The organism is Rhizobium sp. CCGE 510 (assembly GCF_000292525.1).
Taxonomy (GTDB): Bacteria; Pseudomonadota; Alphaproteobacteria; order Rhizobiales; family Rhizobiaceae; genus Rhizobium.
The window spans coordinates 168,341-189,525 of record NZ_AEYF01000018.1 but is presented as its reverse complement, the minus strand read 5'-3'; the positions used below and the strand labels follow the sequence as shown (position 1 = coordinate 189,525).

Below are 21,185 nucleotides of genomic sequence, written 5' to 3'. Positions count from 1 at the left end.
TAAGCATGTCATTTCAGAGTAGATAGCCGCTTTTTCAAACGGAAGGTATCAAAACACTACCATTATCCACTCACTCGGCAAAGGCGCGTACCATAAACCCGCTCCACCAGTATCGTAGTGACACATCTGGGCTCTTCACACAATTAATGAAGGCTTGAGATTTGAGGCTCGTTAACCCGTTGTTAACATCTTTAAATCCACAGCACCGCTTAAAAACCAATAATTTAGCGATATTTAACGGACGTTAACCATATGGCGAGATTTCCGCCCTGAATGTGCCGGAATTTAACGTGATGGCCACCCTCCTGACGCAGAACTGTTGGAACTGCGCACGACACGAGACGGGAGAATGGCAATGGCAGCTCAGATGGCAGCATTGAACATCGTATTCGAGGCGCCGGATAATGCAAAGGGACCCTGTCCCTCGAAGGTCCGGCCGATCGATCTGGTTCATCTCGCCAAGCAGACGATGGGCGACAAGACGCTGGAAATCGAAGTCCTTCAGATGTTTGCGCGCCAGGCTCGCGCATGTCTGCAGGATATTGCGAGCGGCGAAACCATTCGCGTCGGCGCGGCCGCGCACCGCCTGAAGGGCGCGGCAAGCTCGGTCGGCGCGTTCCGCGTGTCGCAGACGGCTGAGGCCGTCGAGGAAAACGGCGGCGATGCCGGTGCGACGGCAGCGCTCGGTGCCGCCGTCATCGACGCCGAGAATTTCATTTTGAAGCTCTGCCGCGGCTGATTTCTTTCTCGAGACCGTTCATACGAGGCCCGTTGTTCCATTGCGGAACCACGGGTCTTTTTGCGACCTCCGTCATGACGCTTTGGAGACGGCGGGCGTAACCCTGATCTGCGAGGCTATGGTGAATTTCCCGATGTTGACTGACGCGTCGAATTGTCGGAAGAAAATCCGCCCATCATTTGAAGACCGGAAATAGTCCTGATGCCCAAACTTACCATCGTCGCCTTCGACGGCACGCGCTTCGACCTCGACGTCGACCAAGGCTCCACCGTGATGGAGAATGCCGTGCGCAATTCGGTGCCCGGCATCGAGGCCGAGTGCGGCGGCGCCTGCGCCTGCGCGACCTGTCATGTCTATGTCGACGAGGCGTGGACCGAACAGGTCGGCCAGCCGGAGGCGATGGAAGAGGATATGCTCGACTTCGCCTTCGATGTGCGCCCGACCTCGCGGCTGTCCTGTCAGATCCGCATGAAGGCTGTCTATGACGGGCTCGTGGTCCACGTGCCGGAACGCCAGGCTTAAGCGCGCCGCGCGCTTTAACGTCGCTAGAACGGTCGGGATCAAAAAAGACGCCTCGCGCGCTTGAGCGAGCGAGGCGAGGCGGGCGCATTACCTACGGATGAGGGAGGACCACCCGAGGCTTCGGAACGCGCCAGGAGAACCCAGCGATGAAGTGCAGATGCCGTAGCTGCACTTTCGAATGTGTTCATATTAACGCGTTCCGGTTGAGTCTGCCAGGATGAAAAATGACCATTAAAACACTGGGGAGGGTGCAGGTTTCGCACAAGTTTCGTTGTGCGGCTAAGGTTTTCTGCTCGCAACCAGACTGAAAAAGCCTTATTTTTCGCCGGCTCGACCGTTGATTCGATTGTTCAGCAATCTCAGCATGCGCTTTTGGAAATTGACCGCCTCGACCCGATCGAATCGCGCCTGCTGCCGGTCGTGCTCGTCTATACCGCGAGCTGATTCGCCCGAGACCAGTTCCTGCATCGCCTCGCAGCTGCGCTGCTGCGGCAGCGCGCGAATGGCGCGCTCCATGGCGCGGGCCTGATCGCGGGCGATTTCGGCATGGCGCTCCTCGTGGCGCTTGATATCGCTCGACAGGGCGTCCCAGATCATCGACAGCTCCTTGCTGGCGCCCTTGCGGCTGTTCCAGCGCGGCAGGATGATCTGGGTATGGACCGTGACCTTGACGTTGCCAACGCGGCAGCGGCCGTTATCCTGGATATAGGTGGCTTCACCGCCAAAGCGGATCTTCGTTGCGCCGGGATGGCGCGCCGAAGAGCCGCTCGACGTCGGGCCGCGCCGGCTGAGTTCGCGGTCGAGTTCATCCGCGGTTTTGCCGCGGATGTCGAAATAGGAGTAGCTTTTCGATGCGATCACTTCTGCCGCCGCTGGGCTGCAGACGGAAAGAGCAATGGAAAAGGCGATAGGAAGGAGCATATAACGCACTGCAAGCGGCATTCTGAACGCAACCCGTGTTGAAATCGACCGGAGCTTGGGGCATAGCCACCGCAAGCGCAATATCGGATGGCGCTTTTTTCGTGATCGATGGGATAAGTCTGGTGACAGGGCTCGAAGGCAGTTTATGGCGTGTGGGCCATGGCCGGCAGATCGAACTCGGCCGTCGTTCTCTCATCATGGCGATCATCAACGTGACGCCGGATTCTTTTTCCGACGGCGGACGTTTTGAAACCGTCGAGGCGGCGGTTGAACACGCGTTGCGGGCAGTGAGCGAAGGTGCCGGGATTGTCGATATCGGCGGCGAATCGACCCGGCCGAACGCAGTATCCGTCAGCCCATCCGAGGAGCAGGCGCGCGTGCTGCCCGTCATCGAGGCGCTGCGCGGGCGAACCCAGGCGCTGATTTCGATCGACACCTATCGCGCCGAGACGGCGCGGCTGGCGGTCGGTGCCGGCGCTCACATCGTCAACGACGTCTTCGGGCTGCAGAAGGAGCCCGATATCGCCGACATCGCCGCGGCGACCGGGGCCGGTCTCTGCATCATGCATACCGGCCGCGACAGGGCCAAGCTTCCCGATGTGATCGCCGATCAGGTGTATTTTCTGAAACGGTCGCTTGCGATCGCCAAGGCCGCCGGCGTCAACAGCGATCGCATCGTGCTCGATCCGGGTTTCGGCTTCGCCAAGGAGACGGCGGAAGAGAATTTCGAACTGATGGCGCGGTTTTCCGAACTTTCCCGCTTCGGCCTGCCGCTGCTCGCCGGCACGTCGCGCAAGCGCTTCCTCGGCACGGTAACGGGACGTGAGGCGCCGGACCGAGATGCGGCAACGGCTGTAACCAGCGCCCTGCTCAGACTTCAAGGCGCTGCGGTTTTCCGGGTGCACAATGTCGCAATCAACAGGGATGCGCTCGACATCGCCGATGCTATGCTGAATGCGCGCCAGGAATTCGAGAGGAAGCGGCCGACATGACCACCTACACGATCACGCTGCAGAACTGCGCCTTCTTTGCGCGCCACGGCGTGCATGACGAGGAGGAATTCCTCGGCCAGCGCTTCTTCGTCGATGCCGAGCTCGATGTCGTTGCCGGCGAGGCGCTGGAAAGCGATTCGATCAACGATACCGTCAATTACGGCATCGCCTTCACCGTGATCGAGCAGATCGTCACCGGCAAGCGGCGCTACCTGATCGAGGCCCTGGCGCTCGATATCGCCAAGGGACTCTGCGAGACATTCCCGCAGGTCCGGCGGGCAAAGATCACGGTGCGCAAGCCGAACGCGCCGGTGCCCGGCGTGCTCGATTTCGTGCAGGTGAGCGTTGAGCACTTTGCCTGAGACCGCATGGCAATCGGCCACACTCGGTCTCGGCGGCAATGTCGGCGATCCCGTCAAAGCGATGGCCGCCGCACTGCAGAGGCTGGACGGACGAGATGACTGCCGGGTGACGGCGGTCTCCCGGCTCTATCGCACGCCGCCCTGGGGCAAGACCGACCAATCCTTCTTCTTCAACGCCTGCGCCGCCGTCGAAACCCGGCTGGAGCCCGAGGCTTTGCTCGATGTCTGCCTGTCGATCGAACGGGAGATGAAACGCGAGCGCATCGAGCGCTGGGGGCCGCGCACGCTCGATATCGACGTGCTGACCTATGGCGATGTCATCCAGGAGGCGCCGCGGCTGGAACTGCCGCATCCGCGCATGACCGATCGCGGTTTCGTGCTCATGCCGCTCGCCGATATCGCGCCGGACCTGTTGGTCAGGGGCAGGGCGATCAGTGATTGGCTGTCTGCTGCTGAGGTGGCGGGCATCGAAGTCGCCGATAACAGCCGCGACTGGTGGCTCCAAAGCTGAGGCGGAGATCCTGAAACGGAAAACGGCGGGAAACCCGCCGCTTCAGGAAAATCCATTGTGCGATTTATCTACTCGATAGAACCGACGGCCATCTCGTCGACCTGACGGGTCAGCGTCAGGCCGATGACCGGGATCATCTGGCTTTCGACCTTGACCGAAACGGTGACGTTCATCGTCTTGTCGTCGCGCACGCGGGCGATCATCGCGCCGTTCAGCTTGGCGCGATTGATGCCGACGACGACGGTATCCTCGGAAACGGCGCCGGAGACGACGTCGAGACCCTTGCCGGCGGCGCCGTCGAGAAACTTGCCTTTGTAGGTCGAGCCCGACTGCGAGATGACGGCGGTCATCGGCTGCTTGAAGACGCCGACGCGGCAGGTGCCGTCGAGCTTGATGCCGGCGCCGCTGTCGCCTGTGGGCTCACCGACCAGGTTGCAGGTGAATTTGGTGCCCTTGTACTTGCCGGCGACGATTTCGCCGGGGCCCTTCCAAGAGCCGGTAACGGAATCGAAAAAGGCTTTGTCACGGGTTGCAGCGGTGGCTGCCGGAGCGACATCTGCGACGGGAGACAATGCCGCGGCGGCCAGACCGCATATAATCAGAAACTTGCGCGAATACATGGATTTTCCTTGGCAAACACCACTCACGAACTGGCTGCAAGTTTTGCCTGGGAATGGTTAATCCTTCCTTTCGATCGTGTCGAAATGCGATGCAGCACAGGGCGGTCGCACGGCTGACGTTTTAGCACGCCGCCATTATCGCTTTGAATTCGCTGCAATTACTTCCGCTTTACGCAAGGGGAGGAGCGAGGTGCGGAATCGCTGCTTCGTTCAAGGAGTGTTGCCGCGCGGCGACATGGAGGGGGTGAGATCGCCGATGAAATCGCCGATTCCCGGCCGTTTCAGGGCGTGGAAGGCAAGCGGGCGGCAGAGATCCATCGCCGCGATTCCGATGCGGGCGGTCATCAGGCCGTTGATGACGCCTTCGCCCAAGCGGGCCGAGAGCTTCGAGGCCAGCCCATGGCCGAGTACCTGCTGGACCAAGCTGTCGCCGACGGCGATCGAGCCGGTCACGGCCAGGTGCGCCAGCACGTCACGCAGCAGACGGAACATGCCGAGCGTGCCGGGGCGGCCGCCGTAAAGCTCGGCCATGGCGCGGATCAGCCGCACGGCCTCATAGAGCACATAGAGCAGGTCGACCACGGCGCGCGGGCTGACGGCGGTAACGATCGAGACGCGCTTCGAGGCGTTGACGATCAAGGCGCGGGCCTTGCGGTCGAGGGGAGCGAGCAATTCCCGTTCGGCGAGCGCAATCAGATGCGGGGGATCGATGACCTCGCCGTCGGTCGCCTTCAGCGTGGCGCGGCCCTTTGATGTCTCGGGATTGGCGGAAAGCAGCGTGATGAGGCGGGTGACGACGGCGCGCGCCTTTGCCGGGCGGGTTTCGAGCATCGCGGCTTCCGCTTCGGCCTTGATCGCCTGGACTGCGGCAAGGCGCATCATCCCTGACGTCTCGCGGATGACGAGGGCAAACACGGCGAGAATACCGACCGCGAGCACGGCAAGGGCTGCATATCCCAACCAGTCGGCGCGGGTGAAGAGATCGCGGATCAGGCTGTCGGTCCAGAGGCCGAGGCCGAGCGACAGCAGGATGCCGAAGGCGCCGGCGGCGATCTTGCCGAAGGAGGTCCGACGTCTCAGCGGCGTTGCCACGGGCAGCGCGCTCAGATCCTTGTCGGGATTGAGGAAGGGATCGTCTTCATCGGCTGTCACGACGATGTTTTCGGAGAAGCTTTCCGGCCTGCGCCGCTGCTCTCCTTGGCGGCCGTTGTCATGGCGCTCGGGGGCCTCGTCCTCGTAGGTGAAGACCGCGGGTGGGCGGCGTGGCGGCTCGGAGGGGGGCTTGCTCATGCGAGACGGTCTCCGAAGAGGAACTGCATGGCGCGGTCGAGGCGGATATGCGGCACCGACAGTTTGATGCCGCCGCCGGTTTCCTCAAGCTGCGGCGGGCGAAACCTGATGACATTGACATCGGGCAGCTGCAGGCCTGTTACACCCGAGGCGATGCGGTCGAACAGGCTTTCCGGGTCCTCCGGCAGGTCGCCGGGAAAGATCGCGGTCTTTCTCTGGCCGTCGAAGCGCTCGCCGGCAATGGTTTCGCCTTCCATCGGCGTGCCGACGATGACAGGCAGTTCATGACCGTCACGCTTGACCGATGCCTCGCGGGTGGCCCGCACCGAGGCGAGCGCCATGACGTCGATGCCGGCACCGGCCATGCCGATGCGGTCGACGGCGCGATCGACCAGGCGGCGGGTCAGGGCATCGAGCCTGTCGTGGCTTTCATGGTGGAGATGATCGGCCTTGGTGGCGGCAACCAGCACGCGGTCGATGCGGCGCCCGAGCAGCGAGGACAGCAGCGAATTGGTGCCTGGGCGGAAACAGGCCAGCACATCGGTTAGCGCGCGTTCCAGATCTTGCACGGCTTCGGGGCCACGGTTCATCGCCTGCAGCGCATCGACCAGCACGATCTGGCGGTCGAGCCGGGCGAAATGCTCGCGGAAGAAGGGTTTGACGACGACCGATTTATAGGCCTCGTAACGCCGCTCCATCATCGTCCAGAGCGAGCCGCGGCCGGGACGCCCATCCGACGGTAGAGCGAGCGGCGCGAAGGTCAGCGCCGGCGACCCGTCGAGGTCGCCGGGCAGGAGCAGGCGGCCGGGCGGCAGGGTGGAGAGCGAGCGTTCGTCGGCCTTGCAAGCCTTGAGATAATCGGCAAAGGCGGTGGCGAGGTCGCGGGCGACCATTTCGTCGGCGCCGGCCTGGATATCGGCGGCACGCGTCAGCGCCAGCCACCCACGCGACAGCTCGGAGCGGATACCGGTTTGCGCCAGCGCCAGCGTTTCCTCGCTGAACGTGCGATAATCCTTGCCGAGCAGCGGCAGGTCGAGCAGCCATTCGCCGGGGTAATCGACGATGTCGATCGACAGGCGGCCCGGCGAAAACATCCGGTTCCAGCCGCTGGCGCTCTGATACTCCAGCGTGATGCGCAGTTCCGAGATGGCGCGGGTCGAATCTGGCCAGATACGATCCTTCACCAGCGCGCGGATATGGTCCTCGTACTGAAAACGCGGCACGGCATCGTCGGGCTGCGGCTCCAGCCGCACCGCCGAGACGCGGCCCGACTGCACCGGCTCGAACAGCGGCAGCCGGCCGCCATGCAGCAGATTGTGAACCAGCGAGGAAATGAAGACCGTCTTGCCGGAGCGGGAGAGGCCGGTGACGCCGAGCCGCACGGTCGGATTGACGAGGCCGCTCGCCCTATCGGCGAGATTGTCGAACGCGATGCGGGCATCGTCGGCAAGGGATGTCAGGCGTGGCGGCAAGGCGCTTATCCGGTTGGTGACTGCCCCGCAATATAGGGAGGACGCGCCGCCCGCAAAAGAAGCGGCGCGAAAGATCAGACCACGAGGAAATCGATAAGGCGCCAGGCCGTGGCCGAAGCATCGAAATCTACGACGGCAAGGCCGGCGGTCGGGAAGCCGCCGGGAAGGGCGCCGACCATCGCCTCAGAGCCGATCAGCGCCTCCAGCGTCTGCTCCATGGTCGGATTGTGGCCAACCAGCATGACGGCGGCCACGTCCTGCGAATCGACGATTTCGAGATAGTTGTCGACCGTGGCGTTATAGAGCGCGTCGACATAACGAACCTCAAGCGAGAGGCCTATCGCCCTATACACCGCATCGGCGGTATCGCGGCAGCGCAACGCCGTCGAACTGATCAGAAGATCGGGACGGTAGCCCTTGTCGGCGGCCTTGTCGGCGATGATCTCCGCATCGCCAAAGCCCTTTTCGTTGAGCGGCCGGTCGAAATCGCGCTGCCCGGGTTCGGCCCAGGCGGCCTCGGCATGACGCAGGAGATAGATGCGGTTGGGCGGAGGCAGCGGTACGGTCATGGGCAAATCCAGGATCGGGTGGGTCTTTTCAGTAGCGGTTGCAATCGGCTGCCGTCAATCGCCAGCCATGCCGCAACGGCGCAAAACGTGGCTGACAACACGGCGTTTTGAAGGCGAAGAAAAAAATGGAAACCGGAATAATCATGATAAAATAGATCGTTAGCCTCAAATTGTAAAAGATTTAAAAATCTGTTTACCTGTCGTATTTGGCTTGAATCGCGACTAGCGCTTGGGATATACACCCGGCCAGATGAGATGTTCTTCAGGAGAATCGCGTTGAGTGAGAAGATCGATCTTAGCAATTACGTTCCCTCGGAAGAGGAAGAGTTCATGAACGTAAACCAGCGTGCCTACTTCAGGACGAAGCTGGTTGCATGGAGAAATGATATCCTTAGAGAAGCGCGTGAAACCCTCGACCATCTGGCCGAGGAAAGCGCAAACCATCCCGACCTCGCCGACCGGGCGTCGTCGGAGACAGATCGGGCGATCGAACTTCGCGCCCGTGACCGGCAGAGAAAGCTGATTTCCAAGATCGACGCGGCACTGCAGCGCATCGAAGAAGGCACTTACGGCTTTTGCGAGGAAACCGGTGAACCGATCGGCCTCAAGCGTCTCGACGCCCGCCCGATCGCGACGCTGTCGATCGAGGCGCAGGAGCGCCACGAACGCCGCGAAAAGGTTTATCGCGACGAATAATGGTCTTGATGCAGACATGAGAACAGAACAAGCGCCGCGATCCGATCGCGGCGCTTTTTCGTTGATCACGGTTCCACGGCGTAATTGCCTGTCGCCAGCGGTTTCCACGATTGCTCTCGCTCGGCCGCCATGGAGAGGTCGATGACGACAAGGGTGCCATTTCTGATCCGCCGCCGCATGATGTCTGCCCGCTCGGGATCCGTGCGGACCATGCCTTCGTCGTGAAGAGCCTGCAGCCGCGAACGTGAAAGCTTCAGCTCGGAGGCCAGCAGACGGTCAAGGCGGGTGCGTGTTGGAAACGGCAGCTTCAGTTCGATTGCCAATTTCGTCCAATTGGCAGTTTCGTGCTGCATCTCCTTTGCGATTTCAATTTCGGCAAACTCCTCCACACGCAGCGATTTGTGTCGGAGAGCATCGAGGTTGAAGCTTTCCGCGCGGATCCAGTCCGGATCGTTGGATTGCAGCGCGTCAAGGACGGCAGGATCGATGTCGCGGACATTCCGGCGCTCGAGGATCGGCCGGTTCCATGTCCTTTCGCAGATCAGGCATTTGTAGATCAGCCAGGCATCCAGCTTGCGGCCGTTGGCATTGAGCCGGATCTTGCCGCTGGATTGGAAGGCTCTCAGGCCTCCGCATCCGCCGCATGCGATCCAAGGCTGGGGCGCTATCTTGGGAATAATAGTCCATCGGACCCGAAACGTCTTGCACATATCGTCTTGGTCTTCCGTTCGGAAGTCCATCGAGATGGTGCATGAGAAAACCCTTGCGGGCACGGTGTGGCGATGTTGTGGGCGGCTGAAGAGCTGAGGCAGCTGAGCTGCACCTGGCACATTGTAACAATGCCAAACCGGTCTCTCGCCACCACCCGATGAACATGTTCGCATGTCGCTAGCGTGTTGCTATGCGGCAATACGGGTGAAACTGGAGTGAGACCGGAATTTACTTAGGCAAAGTGTAACCTCGAATGCGCTGACGCTCTTCACCCTGATCGATAACAAATCATCAGCATGATGAGGAGGCCTAGGCATTCGGAAATTGAAAAAGCCGCGGCATTGCGGCTTTTGTGCAACTTGATGGTGAAAGAGAAGGTGCGGCATCCCGGTGTGACGCGGGCGAGGTTTCCCTCATTTGTCGCGGTTGACGCTCATCTCGCCGAAGATGCGGGCGACTTCCTTCTGCAGCTCGGTATCGGCGCCGGTGATCGGAGCAAGCTCGGGATCGCGGCGCGGCAGGTTGCCCGGCGGGGGCTGCGGTATGGCTTGGCGAGGGGCTTGGTTTGCCGGCACCGGGACGACGCGTTCGGCGGTCAGATTGTTCGACATCTCTTCCTCCAGCACCTGCTGGAAATCACCGCGCATCGCCGTTGCCGACTGCGCAGCCGCATCGTCCTCGGCCGTACCAAGTGCGGCGCGGGCGGCCACCGGCATGACCTGGACAGGCGGGGCGGAGATCTCGGGTTCGATTCGCTGCTGCGGCAGCACGCGCTGGCGGGCCGCATCGAGGATATCGGCCGCACTTGCGGTATCGTGGAACGATGCAGGCTGCGCGACCGGGGGAGCGACGGGACGTTCCGGCGGGCGCGGCTGCGGCGGGGCGGCAGGCACAGGAATGTCGCGTTCGGCCGACAGCGGAGCTGTCACCGGGTTTGCCGGAAGAGGGCTCGTCGCCACCGGCGGGGCAATGGTCGGCGGGGCCGGCGGTTCAGGGCGTGGGCGCGGCTCGGGCGAAACCGGTGCGGGGAAGGAAGGCTCGGCCGCCGGCTCGATGCGGGCTGCAACAGGGGCTGCGACCGGGGTCGCGACCGTTGGGCGAGGCGGAGAAACCGCAGGCGTTTCCGGCCGCACTGGCAATATCGGCCGCTGCTCGACGGGTTGCGGGTGGTTGGCGCTCTCCGGCTGCTCGGCGGCTCCCGGCAGGATACGGCTTTCGATGACGATATCGCTCGGGCCGCCGATCATGATCAGGTGCTCGACGTCGTCGCGGCGCACCAGCACCAGCCGGCGACGGGTATCGACAGCTGCGGCATCCAGCACCTGCAGGCGAGGCTGGCGGTTGCGGCCGCCGCGCACGAAGGGTGAGGGCGCCCGGTTGCGGACCACCCAGAGCACGAGGATGAGCAAGAGAAGCGCCAGACCGACGCCACCGGCCGCAAGCAGGAAACGGCTGCCATAAGCTCCGACAACATCATCCAACATAATCACTCACTCCATTTCACATTCGGCACATATTGACGACTTTTCCGTTTCTTAGGCAAGGGCCGCCGGTGCTGTCCAGTCACGGGAGAACGCGATTTCGTGTTTCGCTGCTTGGCGCCCGGCGACCATGCGCTCGGGTGGCCGGGCTCGGCTTCAGGGGCAGATGGCGTTGTTGCCTGTGAATTCAAGCAGTCTTGCCGGCCAGTGGTGTTTTTGCCGACGCGGCAAATTGCTAAGAAGGAAACAGTGCCTGATTCCCGCTTCGTGTTCGTGCTACGAAGCTGGAGGGCTTATGTGAGGAATACATGACGAAACCGCGTCAGGCCGACGAGTATAACGCACCGCTTGTAGATCGTGGGGGGCGTTCCGGTACGGTTTTGCGCATTCTTCTGCTGGCTCTGGTGCTGATTGCAGCGGCCGGCGGCTTTGTCGTCTTCAAGAGTTCGCTCGATAACGAGGTCGTGCTTGGCGGTCTCGGCGTGCTCGCCATGGTCGGCATTTTCTTCCTGGTCTCCTCGGTCATCGGCTTCATCGAGGTGATGCCGCAGCGCCAGTCCGACAGCCTGGCGCGCGCCTTCCTCAACAGCCACCCGGACGGCACGCTGATCACCGACGAAAAGGGCCGGATCATCTATGCTAATGCTGCCTATGGTGCGCTGACCGGCGCGCGCAAGGCGACTGAGGTGCAGACACTGGAGACCTTGCTGTCGCGCCATCGCGAATCGAACGAGGCGCTCTACAGGCTGGTGAACGGCCTGCGCGAGGGCAAGGAGGGCCGGGAGGAATTCCGGCTGCTGCGCGCCGTCGGGCCTGGCAGCAACAGCTCCGGCGCGCATTGGTACCGGCTGAAGGCGCGGCTGCTGCAGCCCGAGGAGAACAGCGGCAAGCCGCTGCAGATCTGGCAGATCACCGACATCACCACCGAGCGCGACGACCAGGAGCGATTCTTCAAGGAGTTGCAGAACGCGATCGACTATCTCGACCATGCGCCGGCCGGGTTCTTTTCTGCCGGCAGAAAGGGCGAGATCTTCTATCTCAATGCAACACTTGCCGAGTGGCTGGGCCTCGACCTCACCAAATTCGTGCCGGGTTCGATGACGATCGGCGACGTCGTGGCGGGCGAGGGGCTGGCGCTGATCCAGTCGGTTCAGGCCGAACCGGGCCTGAAGAAGACCGTGACGCTCGATCTCGACTTGCGCAAGACCAACGGCCAGAGCCTGCCGGTGCAGATCATCCACAGCGTCACTTCGATGCGCGACGGCGCACCCGGCGAAAGCCGGACGATCGTGCTGGGGCGTGAAAAGAGCGAGGCCGGCGGCCAATCCGCGTCGGCGGCCGCCATGCGCTTCACCCGCTTCTTTAACAACACGCCGATGGCGATCGCCTCAGTGGACGGAGACGGGCGCATCCTGCGGACCAATGCGCCGTTCCTGAAGCTGTTTTCCAGCATCGTCTCGCGCGACGATCTCGAAAAGACGCCGCATCTCGAAACCATCGTCCAGGAGAGCGACCGGTCGCAACTGGCTGCGGCGCTGGCGGCGGCCAAGGACAGGCAGGGCGATATTGCGCCCCTCGATACCCGCACGCCGACAGACGAGGCCCGCTATTTCCGCTTCTATGTCAATGCCGTCATCGACCAGAGCGACGAGGCGCCCGAGGAGGCGGCGATCGTCTACGCCGTCGAGGTGACCGAGCAGAAGGCGCTGGAAGCGCAGATGGCGCAGACGCAGAAAATGAATGCTGTCGGCACGCTCGCCGGCGGCATCGCGCATGACTTCAACAATGTACTGACGGCTATCCTGCTATCTTCCGACCATCTGCTGCTGCAGGCACGGCCGGCCGATGCCAGCTTTGCCGACCTGATGGAAATCAAGCGCAACGCCAACCGCGCCGCGGTGCTGGTGCGCCAGCTGCTCGCCTTCTCGCGCAAGCAGACGATGCGGCCCTCGGTGCTCAACCTCACCGATGTCGTCGGCGACCTGCGCATGCTGGTCGACCGGCTGCTCTCCGGCACCAACGTCAAGCTCGACGTGCAATATGGCCGCGACCTCTGGCCTGTCAAAACAGACCTTTCGCAATTCGAGCAGGTGCTGATCAATCTCTGCGTCAATGCGCGCGATGCGATGCCCGAGGGTGGCACGCTGACGCTGCGGACCCGAAACCTGACGGCTTCAGAAGTCTCCGCCTTCAACTATTCCTACATGCCGGCCGAGGACATGGTGCTGATCGAAGTTGCCGATAACGGCACCGGTATCGCGCCCGAAATCATGGACAAGATTTTCGAGCCCTTCTTCACCACCAAGGATGTCGGCAAGGGCACGGGACTTGGCCTTGCCATGGTCTACGGCATCGTCAAGCAATCGGGCGGCTACATCCAGCCGGAATCCGAAGTCGGCAAGGGCACGACCTTCCGGGTCTTCCTGCCGCGCCACATCCCGGAGCCGGCGGTTGCCGGCGAAGCAGGTTCGATCGACGGCGCCATCGAGGTGCTGCCGCAGCCCACATCACCGCAGCAGCCGGAGGACCTGACGGGATCGGCGGTCATCCTTCTCGTCGAAGACGAGGAGGCGGTGCGCCGCGGCGGCAAGCGCATGCTGGAAACCCGCGGCTATACCGTGCACGAGGCGGGCTCGGGCGTCGAGGCGCTCGCCATCATGGAAGAGCTCGACGGCAAGGTCGACATCGTCGTTTCCGACGTGGTGATGCCCGAAATGGACGGTCCGACGCTGCTGCGCGAGCTGCGCAAGACTTATCCCGACATGAAATTCATCTTTGTCTCGGGCTATGCCGAAGATGCCTTCGCCCGCAACCTGCCGCCGGAGTCGAAATTCGGGTTTTTGCCGAAGCCGTTTTCGCTGAAGCAGTTGGCTGTTGTGGTCAAGGAGACGTTGGACGGGTGAAGGGAAGTGGGTGTTGGAGGGCACGCTGTGTCGTGCCGCACCCCCCTCTGCCCTGCCGGGCATCTCCCCCACAAGGAGGGAGATCGGCTGGGCGCAGCGGCTTCCTCAACCAAGTATCCATTGCAGTTTGGCGAAACGTTGATGTGAACCGAAGGTTTCGCAGCTTGTAATCTCCCCACCTGTGGGGGAGATGCCCGGCAGGGCAGAGGGGCTTATACGGCACGCCCTATCCGACAAAGCCTGTGCCGGCGAAGCCGATTACCTTTCACTCACCCAAGCGCCACGGCAATCTCAGCCGCCAGCCGCGCATTGTTCTCCACCAGGGCGATATTGGTCTTGAGGCTCTGGCCATCCGTCAGGTCGAAAATGGTCGAGAGCAGATAGGGCGTCACCGCCTTGCCGGTGATTTCGTCGCGCTCGGCACTATCAAGCGCCCGCTCGATGTAGATTTCCATCTCCTCGCGGGCGATCTCGTCGGCCTCGGGCACCGGGTTGGCAATCAGCATGCCGCCGTCGATGCCGAGTTGTTCGCGCACCGTCTGGAAATTGGCAATGGCGGCCGGGCTGTTCAGGGACAGCGGGCTGCGGATGCCCGAGGAGCGTGACCAGAAGGCGGGGAATTCTTCGCTTTCGTAGGTGACGACGGGAACGCCGCGGGTTTCCAGCACTTCCAGCGTCTTTGGAATGTCGAGGATCGCCTTGGCGCCGGCGCAGACGACGATAACGCCGGTGCGCGCCAGTTCCTCGAGATCGGCGGAGATGTCAAAGCTTTCCTCGGCGCCGCGGTGCACGCCGCCGATGCCGCCTGTGGCAAAAACGCGGATGCCGGCGCGGGCGGCCGCAATCATCGTCGCGGCGACGGTGGTGGCGCCGGTGCGGCGCTCGGCAATCGCGAAGGCGAGATCGGCGCGCGACACCTTCATCACTTCGGTCGCCTTGGCGAGCTGCTCCAGTTCGCCGGCTTCAAGGCCGATATGCAGCGTGCCGTGAATGACGGCGATCGTTGCCGGCACGGCACCCTGTTCGCGGATGATCGCCTCGACGCTGCGAGCCATCTCGATATTGCCGGGATAGGGCATGCCATGAGTGATGATGGTCGATTCCAGCGCCACCAGCGGTGCGCCGCGCTGCTTGGCGCTGGCGACCTCTTTCGAATAGGCGATCGGCAGAAGAGGCGAGATGGGCTTGGTCATGATCTTGTCCTGTCGTCGATGGAGCATGATGCCGAAAAGTCTCAGCGGTTTTCGGACGACATCACGCTCAGCTATTTAATTTCGCCGCTTCAATGCAGAATTCTGACCTTGGGAACAAGGGCAAGCGCCGCATTCAAGAGGTCCGGCGTCAGATTTTCGTTGACGGCGTGTCGCGACTGTACGGTCAGCGTGGCGGCGGCGGTGCCGTGGCGGACGGCTTCCTCGAGAGGCAGGCCGGCCATCAAGGCGGCGAGCGTGCCGGCCGCAAGAGAATCGCCGGCCCCAGTGACATCGGCGACAGTGTCGGCGATCGGCGGCTGCAGCGTCACGGCGCGACCCTCGCAAAGTGCTACGAGCTCGCGGCGGCCGCGGGTGACGACGGCATTCCTGATGCCGATCTCGTTCAGGAGCGGCGGCCAGCCGGCAGCGTCTTCCGGCTGTTCGCCGGCAAGGGCGGCGGCCTCGGCCTCGTTGAGGAACAGGTAGTCGATATCTCCGATACAGGGTTTCAGCCTGACGACCTTGGCAGGCGAGATGGCGATTGCAGCGACGGGCTTTGCCAGGGAATGGGCCTTGGCAACGATCGCCGCGATCGTCTCTTCCGGCAGGTTGGCGTCGAAAAGAATGAGATCATGGGCGGCGAAGGCCTCCCGCACCCAGCGGATCGACAGACGCCGCGGCACGAAGAAGCGGTAGAGATCCATGTCGGCAAGGGCGATCACCAGATTGCCGTCCGTCTCGATGATCGCCGTATAGCTCGGCGTCTTGCGGTCGAGGAAGACGAAAGGCCGATCGTCGATGCCAGCGAAATCGGCGGCTTCGCCGACCAGCTCGCCGATCGCATCGCCGCCGCGCGGCGAGATCATCGTCACCTGAAAACCAAGCCTTGCGAGATTGCGCGCCGCATTGAAGCCGCCGCCGCCCGGCTCTTCGAACCAGGTCCCGGGATTGCTGGCGCCGGGCGCAGTCTCGCCCAAGATGCGGCCGCGCCTATCGATATGGGCACCGCCGAGAACGAGAATCCTTCTGTTCATCTCAGCCGCTCTCCCAATGCGCAAAAAGCGAATCGATGCGATGCGTTGCGGCGCGCGCAGGTCGGTATTTCAGGTCTAAGCCGTTGCTTTGCATTGATAAAACAAAAATAGAACACGGGTCGTTTTACCTTTTTCTTTCAATTGTTTGATCGCCTATTGCGAGAATGGAACAAATAGGGTACAAACTCGACATTGCTTGGGCGGCTTCAATAACCTAAAGGTGGATCGAATGTCTCAGAATTCATTGCGGCTGGTAGAGGACAAATCGGTGGATAAAAGCAAGGCGCTTGAAGCGGCACTCTCACAGATAGAGCGGTCGTTCGGCAAGGGCTCGATCATGAAACTCGGCTCCAACGAGAATGTTGTCGAGATTGAGACGATTTCGACCGGCTCGCTTGGCCTCGATATTGCACTTGGCGTCGGTGGTCTGCCGAGGGGCCGTATCATCGAAATTTACGGGCCGGAAAGCTCGGGTAAGACGACGCTTGCGCTGCAGACGATTGCCGAAGCGCAGAAGAAGGGCGGCATCTGCGCCTTCGTCGATGCCGAACATGCGCTCGATCCCGTCTATGCCCGCAAGCTTGGCGTCGATCTGCAGAACCTGCTGATCTCGCAGCCCGATACCGGTGAGCAGGCTCTGGAAATTACCGATACGCTGGTGCGCTCCGGCGCCGTCGATGTTCTCGTTGTCGACTCGGTCGCCGCACTGACGCCGCGCGCCGAAATCGAAGGCGAGATGGGCGACAGCCTGCCCGGCCTGCAGGCGCGCCTCATGAGCCAGGCGCTGCGCAAGCTCACCGCTTCGATTTCCAAGTCGAACACCATGGTGATCTTCATCAACCAGATCCGCATGAAGATCGGCGTCATGTTCGGTTCGCCTGAGACAACGACGGGCGGCAATGCGCTGAAGTTCTACGCCTCCGTGCGCCTCGACATCCGCCGCATCGGCGCGGTCAAGGAGCGCGAAGAGGTGATCGGCAACCAGACCCGCGTCAAGGTCGTCAAGAACAAGATGGCACCGCCCTTCAAGCAGGTCGAGTTCGACATCATGTATGGCGAGGGCGTTTCCAAGACCGGCGAACTGGTCGATCTCGGCGTCAAGGCCGGCATCGTCGAGAAGTCGGGTGCCTGGTTCTCCTATAACAGCCAGCGTCTCGGCCAGGGCCGCGAAAACGCCAAAACCTTCCTGCGCGACAATCCGGATCTCGCTCGCGAAATCGAGCTGTCGCTGCGCCAAAATGCCGGCCTGATCGCCGACCGCTTCCTGCAGAATGGCGGACCGGACCCGGATGACGGAGATGCTGCCGCGGAGATGTGATCTCGCGATCCGTTTTCTGCCAGTCCCTTAGAGAATCCAAACCGGCTGCATTCCCTGATCAGAATGCGGCCGGTTTTGTTTGTCTGCTGGACAGTGGCGGAGGCGAACGTTAAAAGCCGATGGATTTAGATTTACCTGCCTCGGGCAGCATTGAAGGGCATAGCATGAGCGGTGTGAACGATATCCGGTCGACATTCCTCGACTATTTCAAGAAGAACGGTCATGAGATCGTCTCGTCGAGCCCGCTCGTGCCGCGCAACGACCCGACGCTGATGTTCACCAATGCCGGAATGGTGCAGTTCAAGAACGTCTTCACCGGCCTTGAGAAGCGCCCTTATTCGACGGCGACAACGTCGCAGAAATGTGTGCGTGCGGGCGGCAAACATAACGACCTCGATAATGTCGGCTACACGGCCCGGCACCTGACGTTCTTCGAAATGCTTGGCAACTTCTCGTTTGGCGACTATTTCAAGGAGAATGCGATCGAGCTTGCCTGGAAGCTGGTTACCGAAGGTTTCGATCTGCCGAAACATCGCCTGCTGGTGACCGTCTATTCCGAAGACGAGGAAGCAGCGACGCTGTGGAAGAAGATTGCCGGCTTCTCCGACGACAAGATCATCCGCATCCCCACCTCCGACAATTTCTGGCAGATGGGCGATACCGGCCCCTGCGGCCCCTGCTCGGAAATCTTCATCGACCAGGGCGAGAACGTCTGGGGCGGCCCTCCCGGTTCGCCGGAAGAGGATGGCGACCGGTTCCTGGAATTCTGGAACCTCGTTTTCATGCAGTTCGAACAGACCGAGCCTGGCGTTCGCAACCCGCTGCCGCGCCCGTCGATCGATACCGGCATGGGCCTGGAGCGTATGGCCTGCATTCTGCAGGGTGCCCAGAGCGTCTTTGACACGGACCTGTTCCGGACGCTGATCGGCACGATCGAGGAGACGATGGGCGTCAAGGCGGAGGGTAGCGCCAGCCATCGCGTCATCGCCGACCACTTGCGCTCCTCGGCCTTTCTGATCGCCGATGGCGTGCTGCCGTCGAATGAAGGTCGCGGCTACGTGCTTCGCCGCATCATGCGCCGCGCTATGCGCCATGCCGAACTGCTCGGCGCCCGCGAGCCGCTGATGTACAAGCTGCTGCCGACGCTGGTGCAGGAGATGGGCCGCGCCTATCCGGAGCTCGTGCGCGCCGAAGCGCTGATCTCGGAGACGCTGAAACTCGAGGAAGGCCGCTTCCGCAAGACGCTGGAGCGCGGCCTGTCGCTGTTGTCGGATGCGACCACCGATCTCGGCAAGGGCGACATGCTGGATGGCGAAACCGCCTTCAAGCTCTATGACACTTACGGCTTCCCGCTCGACCTGACGCAGGATGCGTTGCGCGCTCGCGAGATCGGCGTCGATATCGCCGGCTTCACCGATGCCATGCAACGCCAGAAGGCCGAAGCCCGCTCGCACTGGGCCGGTTCCGGCGAGAAGGCAACCGAAACCATCTGGTTCGAGCTCAGGGAAAAGCATGGCGGAACCGAGTTCCTCGGTTACGACACCGAAACCGCTGAGGGTGTGGTACAGGCGATCGTCAAGGACGGTGCCGTGGCTGAAGAAGCCAAGGCCGGCGATAAGGTGCAGATCGTCGTCAGCCAGACGCCGTTCTATGGCGAATCCGGTGGTCAGATGGGCGATACCGGTGTCATCTCCTCCGACCACGGCAAGATCGAAATATCAGACACGCAGAAGAGGGGCGAAGGCCTCTTCGTGCATTCAGGCGCCGTCGTCGAAGGTGTATTCAAGACCGGCGACGCGGTTGTTCTGACCGTCGATCACGCCCGACGCTCGCGGCTGCGTGCCAACCACTCGGCAACGCATCTGCTGCATGAGGCGCTGCGCGAGGTGCTCGGTACCCATGTGGCGCAGAAGGGTTCGCTGGTCGCGCCCGAGCGTCTGCGTTTCGACGTTTCGCATCCGAAGCCGATGTCGGCCGAAGAGCTGAAGATCGTCGAGGATATGGCAAACGAGATCGTGCTGCAGAATTCGCCTGTCACAACTCGGCTGATGAGCGTCGACGATGCGATCGCCGAAGGCGCGATGGCGCTGTTCGGCGAAAAATACGGCGACGAAGTGCGCGTCGTGGCGATGGGCGAGGGTGTGCGCGGCGCCACGGCCGGCAGGTCCTATTCGATCGAACTCTGCGGCGGCACGCATGTCGGGGCGACCGGCCAGATCGGCCTGATCCGCGTTCTCGGCGAAAGTGCCGTCGGCGCCGGCGTTCGCCGCATCGAAGCCGTAACCGGCGAATCGGCTCGCGAATATCTGGCCGAACAGGACGAACGCGTGAAGGCGCTTGCCACGTCGCTCAAGGTGCAGCCGGCCGAAGTTCTGTCGCGCGTCGAAGCACTGATGGACGAGCGCCGCAAGCTGGAGAAAGAGCTGGCTGACGCCAAGCGCAAGCTCGCCATGGGCGGCGGGCAGGGCGGCTCGGTCGATGCCGTGCGCGAAGTCGCCGGCGTCAAGTTCCTCGGCAAGGCGATTTCAGGCGTCGATCCCAAGGATCTGAAGGGGCTTGCCGACGACGGCAAGACCAGCATCGGCTCCGGCGTCGTCACCCTGATCGGCGTGTCCGACGACGGCAAGGCGAGCGCGGTCGTGGCGGTGACGCCGGATCTCGTTGAGCGCTACAGCGCTGTCGATCTTGTCCGCATCGCCTCTGCGGCCCTGGGCGGCAAGGGCGGCGGCGGCCGCCCCGACATGGCCCAGGCCGGCGGCCCTGACGGCTCGAAGGCCGACGAGGCGATCGAAGCGGTGGCCCTGGCACTTGCCGGCTGACCTGACGGTTCATAAGAGAGTTTCGAAAGGCGGAGGCTCAGTTTCCGCCTTTTTCTTTTTCGGTTTGCGCATCGAGCAAGTCCGCAGGATTTGTCAAATCGGGATATGGTTCTCTGCAATCGATCGATTTGCACGAGGTTTGACATGAACGGCGAAACGGCATGGGCACTTTATGAAAACCGTCTAAGACGGGTTTCGGCCTATATTCACGACCACCTCGACGAGGAGCTGGATATGGAGCGTCTTGCCGAGATTGCCTGCATGTCGAGCTATCACTGGCACAGGATCTACCGGGCAATCTACGGCGAGACGCTGGCGGCAACCGTCAAGCGGCTCAGGCTGCATCGCGCGGCGGGCGAGATCGTCCGCACGGAGCTTGCCGTCAGCGAGATTGCAAAGCGATCAGGCTATCCCAATCTCCAATCTTTCAACCGCATCTTCAAGTCGGTCTACGGCATGCCGCCGGCCCGCTACCGGAAAGAGGGAAGCCACACAGCCTTTGAACCCTCACCTAACGGAAAGACCAAAGCCATGTTCGACATTACCATACGTGAGATCGGGCCGATCGAGCTGATCGGCGTTCCCCATGCCGGTTCCTACATGCAGATCGACAGAGCCTTCGAAACGCTGTTCGGCACGCTTTATGCCCGCGGCCTCGCCAAGCCCGACATGCGGATGATCGGCATCTATCTCGACGATCCAGACGTTGTGCCGCTTGAAAAGCTGCGCTCGATCGCCTGCGTCACCGGCGCTGCCGAAGTGCCGGTCAATGCGCCGTTCGAGCGGCGCACGATCGACGGCGGCGATTATGCCGTGCTGCGCCACAAGGGTCCCTATGCCGATATGCCCAAGTCCTATCAGTGGCTCTTTGCCGAATGGCTGCCGAAAGCCGGTCGACAGTTGAAGGACAAAGTGATGTTCGAGGAATATCTTAACAATCCGCGTGAGGTGCCGCCGACCGAGCTTCTGACGGACATTCACATACCACTTGCCTGAAGGCTGACGTCACCGGCGCGGCCGTCTGAGAGCCGC

Annotated in this window: 19 protein-coding genes; 10 read left to right on the top strand and 9 right to left on the bottom strand. The window is 62.1% G+C overall.

Annotated elements, in window-relative coordinates; genetic code table 11:
- Positions 1 to 355 precede the first annotated feature (355 nt).
- Complete coding sequence (locus RCCGE510_RS09450; protein WP_007629359.1) at positions 356 to 739, top strand: Hpt domain-containing protein; 384 nt, start codon at positions 356 to 358, stop codon at positions 737 to 739.
- A 201-nt stretch (positions 740 to 940) separates the two neighbouring features.
- The gene (locus RCCGE510_RS09445; RefSeq protein ID WP_003569017.1) at positions 941 to 1,261 is read left to right on the top strand and encodes a 2Fe-2S iron-sulfur cluster-binding protein; all 321 of its coding nucleotides are present in this window, start codon (positions 941 to 943) and stop codon (positions 1,259 to 1,261) included.
- Positions 1,262 to 1,576: 315 nt separating this feature from the next.
- Here the strand turns inward: RCCGE510_RS09445 and RCCGE510_RS09440 are convergent, their stop codons facing one another.
- On the bottom strand, positions 1,577 to 2,203 hold the full coding sequence (locus RCCGE510_RS09440) for a DUF922 domain-containing protein (RefSeq protein WP_007629357.1): 627 nt from the start codon (positions 2,201 to 2,203) through the stop codon (positions 1,577 to 1,579).
- Positions 2,204 to 2,304: 101 nt separating this feature from the next.
- Between RCCGE510_RS09440 and folP the strand changes: the two genes are divergently transcribed.
- Genes folP through folK form a run of 3 tightly spaced genes read left to right on the top strand, consistent with a single transcriptional unit; the run spans position 2,305 to position 4,047 of the window.
- Positions 2,305 to 3,174 (top strand): dihydropteroate synthase, encoded by an 870-nt coding sequence (folP, locus tag RCCGE510_RS09435; RefSeq protein ID WP_037078218.1) that lies wholly within the window; start codon positions 2,305 to 2,307, stop codon positions 3,172 to 3,174.
- Positions 3,171 to 3,536, top strand: coding sequence for a dihydroneopterin aldolase (gene folB, locus RCCGE510_RS09430; RefSeq protein WP_003579602.1), 366 nt, complete (start codon positions 3,171 to 3,173; stop codon positions 3,534 to 3,536). The genes folP and folB overlap by 4 nt, the downstream gene beginning before the upstream one ends.
- The gene (gene folK, locus RCCGE510_RS09425) at positions 3,529 to 4,047 is read left to right on the top strand and encodes a 2-amino-4-hydroxy-6-hydroxymethyldihydropteridine diphosphokinase (RefSeq protein ID WP_007629351.1); all 519 of its coding nucleotides are present in this window, start codon (positions 3,529 to 3,531) and stop codon (positions 4,045 to 4,047) included. The genes folB and folK overlap by 8 nt, the downstream gene beginning before the upstream one ends.
- Positions 4,048 to 4,115: 68 nt before the next feature.
- Here folK and RCCGE510_RS09420 read toward each other — a convergent pair whose 3' ends face one another.
- The 4 genes from RCCGE510_RS09420 to RCCGE510_RS09405 form a co-directional block, all read right to left on the bottom strand.
- A complete protein-coding gene (locus RCCGE510_RS09420; RefSeq protein ID WP_007629350.1) occupies positions 4,116 to 4,667 on the bottom strand; it encodes a hypothetical protein in 552 nt (183 codons plus the stop codon).
- A gap of 210 nt (positions 4,668 to 4,877) precedes the next feature.
- A complete protein-coding gene (locus RCCGE510_RS09415; RefSeq protein WP_007629349.1) occupies positions 4,878 to 5,957 on the bottom strand; it encodes a TIGR01620 family protein in 1,080 nt (359 codons plus the stop codon).
- Complete coding sequence (locus RCCGE510_RS09410) at positions 5,954 to 7,429, bottom strand: YcjX family protein (RefSeq protein ID WP_007629345.1); 1,476 nt, start codon at positions 7,427 to 7,429, stop codon at positions 5,954 to 5,956. Before RCCGE510_RS09410 ends, RCCGE510_RS09415 begins: the two co-directional genes overlap by 4 nt.
- A gap of 74 nt (positions 7,430 to 7,503) precedes the next feature.
- Positions 7,504 to 7,998: a histidine phosphatase family protein gene (locus tag RCCGE510_RS09405; RefSeq protein ID WP_007629343.1), complete on the bottom strand. Its 495-nt coding sequence runs from the start codon at positions 7,996 to 7,998 to the stop codon at positions 7,504 to 7,506.
- A 276-nt stretch (positions 7,999 to 8,274) separates the two neighbouring features.
- Between RCCGE510_RS09405 and dksA the strand changes: the two genes are divergently transcribed.
- The gene (gene dksA, locus RCCGE510_RS09400) at positions 8,275 to 8,694 is read left to right on the top strand and encodes an RNA polymerase-binding protein DksA (protein ID WP_007629341.1); all 420 of its coding nucleotides are present in this window, start codon (positions 8,275 to 8,277) and stop codon (positions 8,692 to 8,694) included.
- Between the two features lie 65 nt (positions 8,695 to 8,759).
- Here the strand turns inward: dksA and RCCGE510_RS09395 are convergent, their stop codons facing one another.
- Together RCCGE510_RS09395 and RCCGE510_RS09390 are read right to left on the bottom strand one after the other, a co-directional pair.
- Positions 8,760 to 9,404: a DUF1062 domain-containing protein gene (locus RCCGE510_RS09395; RefSeq protein WP_007629339.1), complete on the bottom strand. Its 645-nt coding sequence runs from the start codon at positions 9,402 to 9,404 to the stop codon at positions 8,760 to 8,762.
- A 414-nt stretch (positions 9,405 to 9,818) separates the two neighbouring features.
- Positions 9,819 to 10,889 carry a flagellar biosynthetic protein FliO gene (locus tag RCCGE510_RS09390; RefSeq protein WP_007629337.1) on the bottom strand — a complete coding sequence of 357 codons (1,071 nt, stop codon included), beginning with the start codon at positions 10,887 to 10,889 and terminating at the stop codon, positions 9,819 to 9,821.
- Positions 10,890 to 11,194: 305 nt separating this feature from the next.
- Here RCCGE510_RS09390 and RCCGE510_RS09385 point away from each other — a divergent pair, with 305 nt between their 5' ends.
- Positions 11,195 to 13,789, top strand: a complete 2,595-nt coding sequence (locus RCCGE510_RS09385) for a PAS domain-containing sensor histidine kinase (protein ID WP_007629335.1) — start codon at positions 11,195 to 11,197, stop codon at positions 13,787 to 13,789.
- Between the two features lie 269 nt (positions 13,790 to 14,058).
- Here the strand turns inward: RCCGE510_RS09385 and RCCGE510_RS09380 are convergent, their stop codons facing one another.
- Together RCCGE510_RS09380 and RCCGE510_RS09375 are read right to left on the bottom strand one after the other, a co-directional pair.
- Positions 14,059 to 14,982 (bottom strand): pseudouridine-5'-phosphate glycosidase, encoded by a 924-nt coding sequence (locus RCCGE510_RS09380; RefSeq protein WP_007629334.1) that lies wholly within the window; start codon positions 14,980 to 14,982, stop codon positions 14,059 to 14,061.
- Positions 14,983 to 15,071: 89 nt separating this feature from the next.
- Entirely contained in the window at positions 15,072 to 16,016 is a 945-nt protein-coding gene (locus RCCGE510_RS09375) for a carbohydrate kinase family protein (protein ID WP_007629329.1), read from the bottom strand.
- Positions 16,017 to 16,245: 229 nt separating this feature from the next.
- On the opposite strand from RCCGE510_RS09375, the gene recA reads away from it, so the two are divergent.
- The 3 genes from recA to RCCGE510_RS09360 all read left to right on the top strand — a co-directional run bounded on the left by recA (position 16,246) and on the right by RCCGE510_RS09360 (position 21,149).
- A complete protein-coding gene (recA, locus tag RCCGE510_RS09370) occupies positions 16,246 to 17,334 on the top strand; it encodes a recombinase RecA (protein WP_003586201.1) in 1,089 nt (362 codons plus the stop codon).
- 164 nt (positions 17,335 to 17,498) lie between these two features.
- Positions 17,499 to 20,153, top strand: coding sequence for an alanine--tRNA ligase (alaS, locus tag RCCGE510_RS09365; protein ID WP_007629324.1), 2,655 nt, complete (start codon positions 17,499 to 17,501; stop codon positions 20,151 to 20,153).
- 144 nt (positions 20,154 to 20,297) lie between these two features.
- Positions 20,298 to 21,149, top strand: a complete 852-nt coding sequence (locus RCCGE510_RS09360; protein ID WP_007629323.1) for an AraC family transcriptional regulator — start codon at positions 20,298 to 20,300, stop codon at positions 21,147 to 21,149.
- The last annotated feature ends 36 nt before the right edge of the window (positions 21,150 to 21,185 follow it).

Bases quoted from the DNA above. Each gene is read 5' to 3' on its own strand.
- RCCGE510_RS09450 (WP_007629359.1), top strand. From the start codon at position 356: ATGGCAGCTCAGATGGCAGCATTGAACATCGTATTCGAGGCGCCGGAT.
- RCCGE510_RS09445 (WP_003569017.1), top strand. From the start codon at position 941: ATGCCCAAACTTACCATCGTCGCCTTCGACGGCACGCGCTTCGACCTC.
- RCCGE510_RS09440 (WP_007629357.1), bottom strand. From the start codon at position 2,203: ATGCCGCTTGCAGTGCGTTATATGCTCCTTCCTATCGCCTTTTCCATT.
- folB (WP_003579602.1), top strand. From the start codon at position 3,171: ATGACCACCTACACGATCACGCTGCAGAACTGCGCCTTCTTTGCGCGC.
- RCCGE510_RS09420 (WP_007629350.1), bottom strand. From the start codon at position 4,667: ATGTATTCGCGCAAGTTTCTGATTATATGCGGTCTGGCCGCCGCGGCA.
- RCCGE510_RS09415 (WP_007629349.1), bottom strand. From the start codon at position 5,957: ATGAGCAAGCCCCCCTCCGAGCCGCCACGCCGCCCACCCGCGGTCTTC.
- RCCGE510_RS09405 (WP_007629343.1), bottom strand. From the start codon at position 7,998: ATGACCGTACCGCTGCCTCCGCCCAACCGCATCTATCTCCTGCGTCAT.
- RCCGE510_RS09395 (WP_007629339.1), bottom strand. From the start codon at position 9,404: ATGTGCAAGACGTTTCGGGTCCGATGGACTATTATTCCCAAGATAGCG.
- RCCGE510_RS09390 (WP_007629337.1), bottom strand. From the start codon at position 10,889: ATGTTGGATGATGTTGTCGGAGCTTATGGCAGCCGTTTCCTGCTTGCG.
- RCCGE510_RS09385 (WP_007629335.1), top strand. From the start codon at position 11,195: ATGACGAAACCGCGTCAGGCCGACGAGTATAACGCACCGCTTGTAGAT.
- RCCGE510_RS09380 (WP_007629334.1), bottom strand. From the start codon at position 14,982: ATGACCAAGCCCATCTCGCCTCTTCTGCCGATCGCCTATTCGAAAGAG.
- RCCGE510_RS09375 (WP_007629329.1), bottom strand. From the start codon at position 16,016: ATGAACAGAAGGATTCTCGTTCTCGGCGGTGCCCATATCGATAGGCGC.
- recA (WP_003586201.1), top strand. From the start codon at position 16,246: ATGTCTCAGAATTCATTGCGGCTGGTAGAGGACAAATCGGTGGATAAA.
- alaS (WP_007629324.1), top strand. From the start codon at position 17,499: ATGAGCGGTGTGAACGATATCCGGTCGACATTCCTCGACTATTTCAAG.
- RCCGE510_RS09360 (WP_007629323.1), top strand. From the start codon at position 20,298: ATGAACGGCGAAACGGCATGGGCACTTTATGAAAACCGTCTAAGACGG.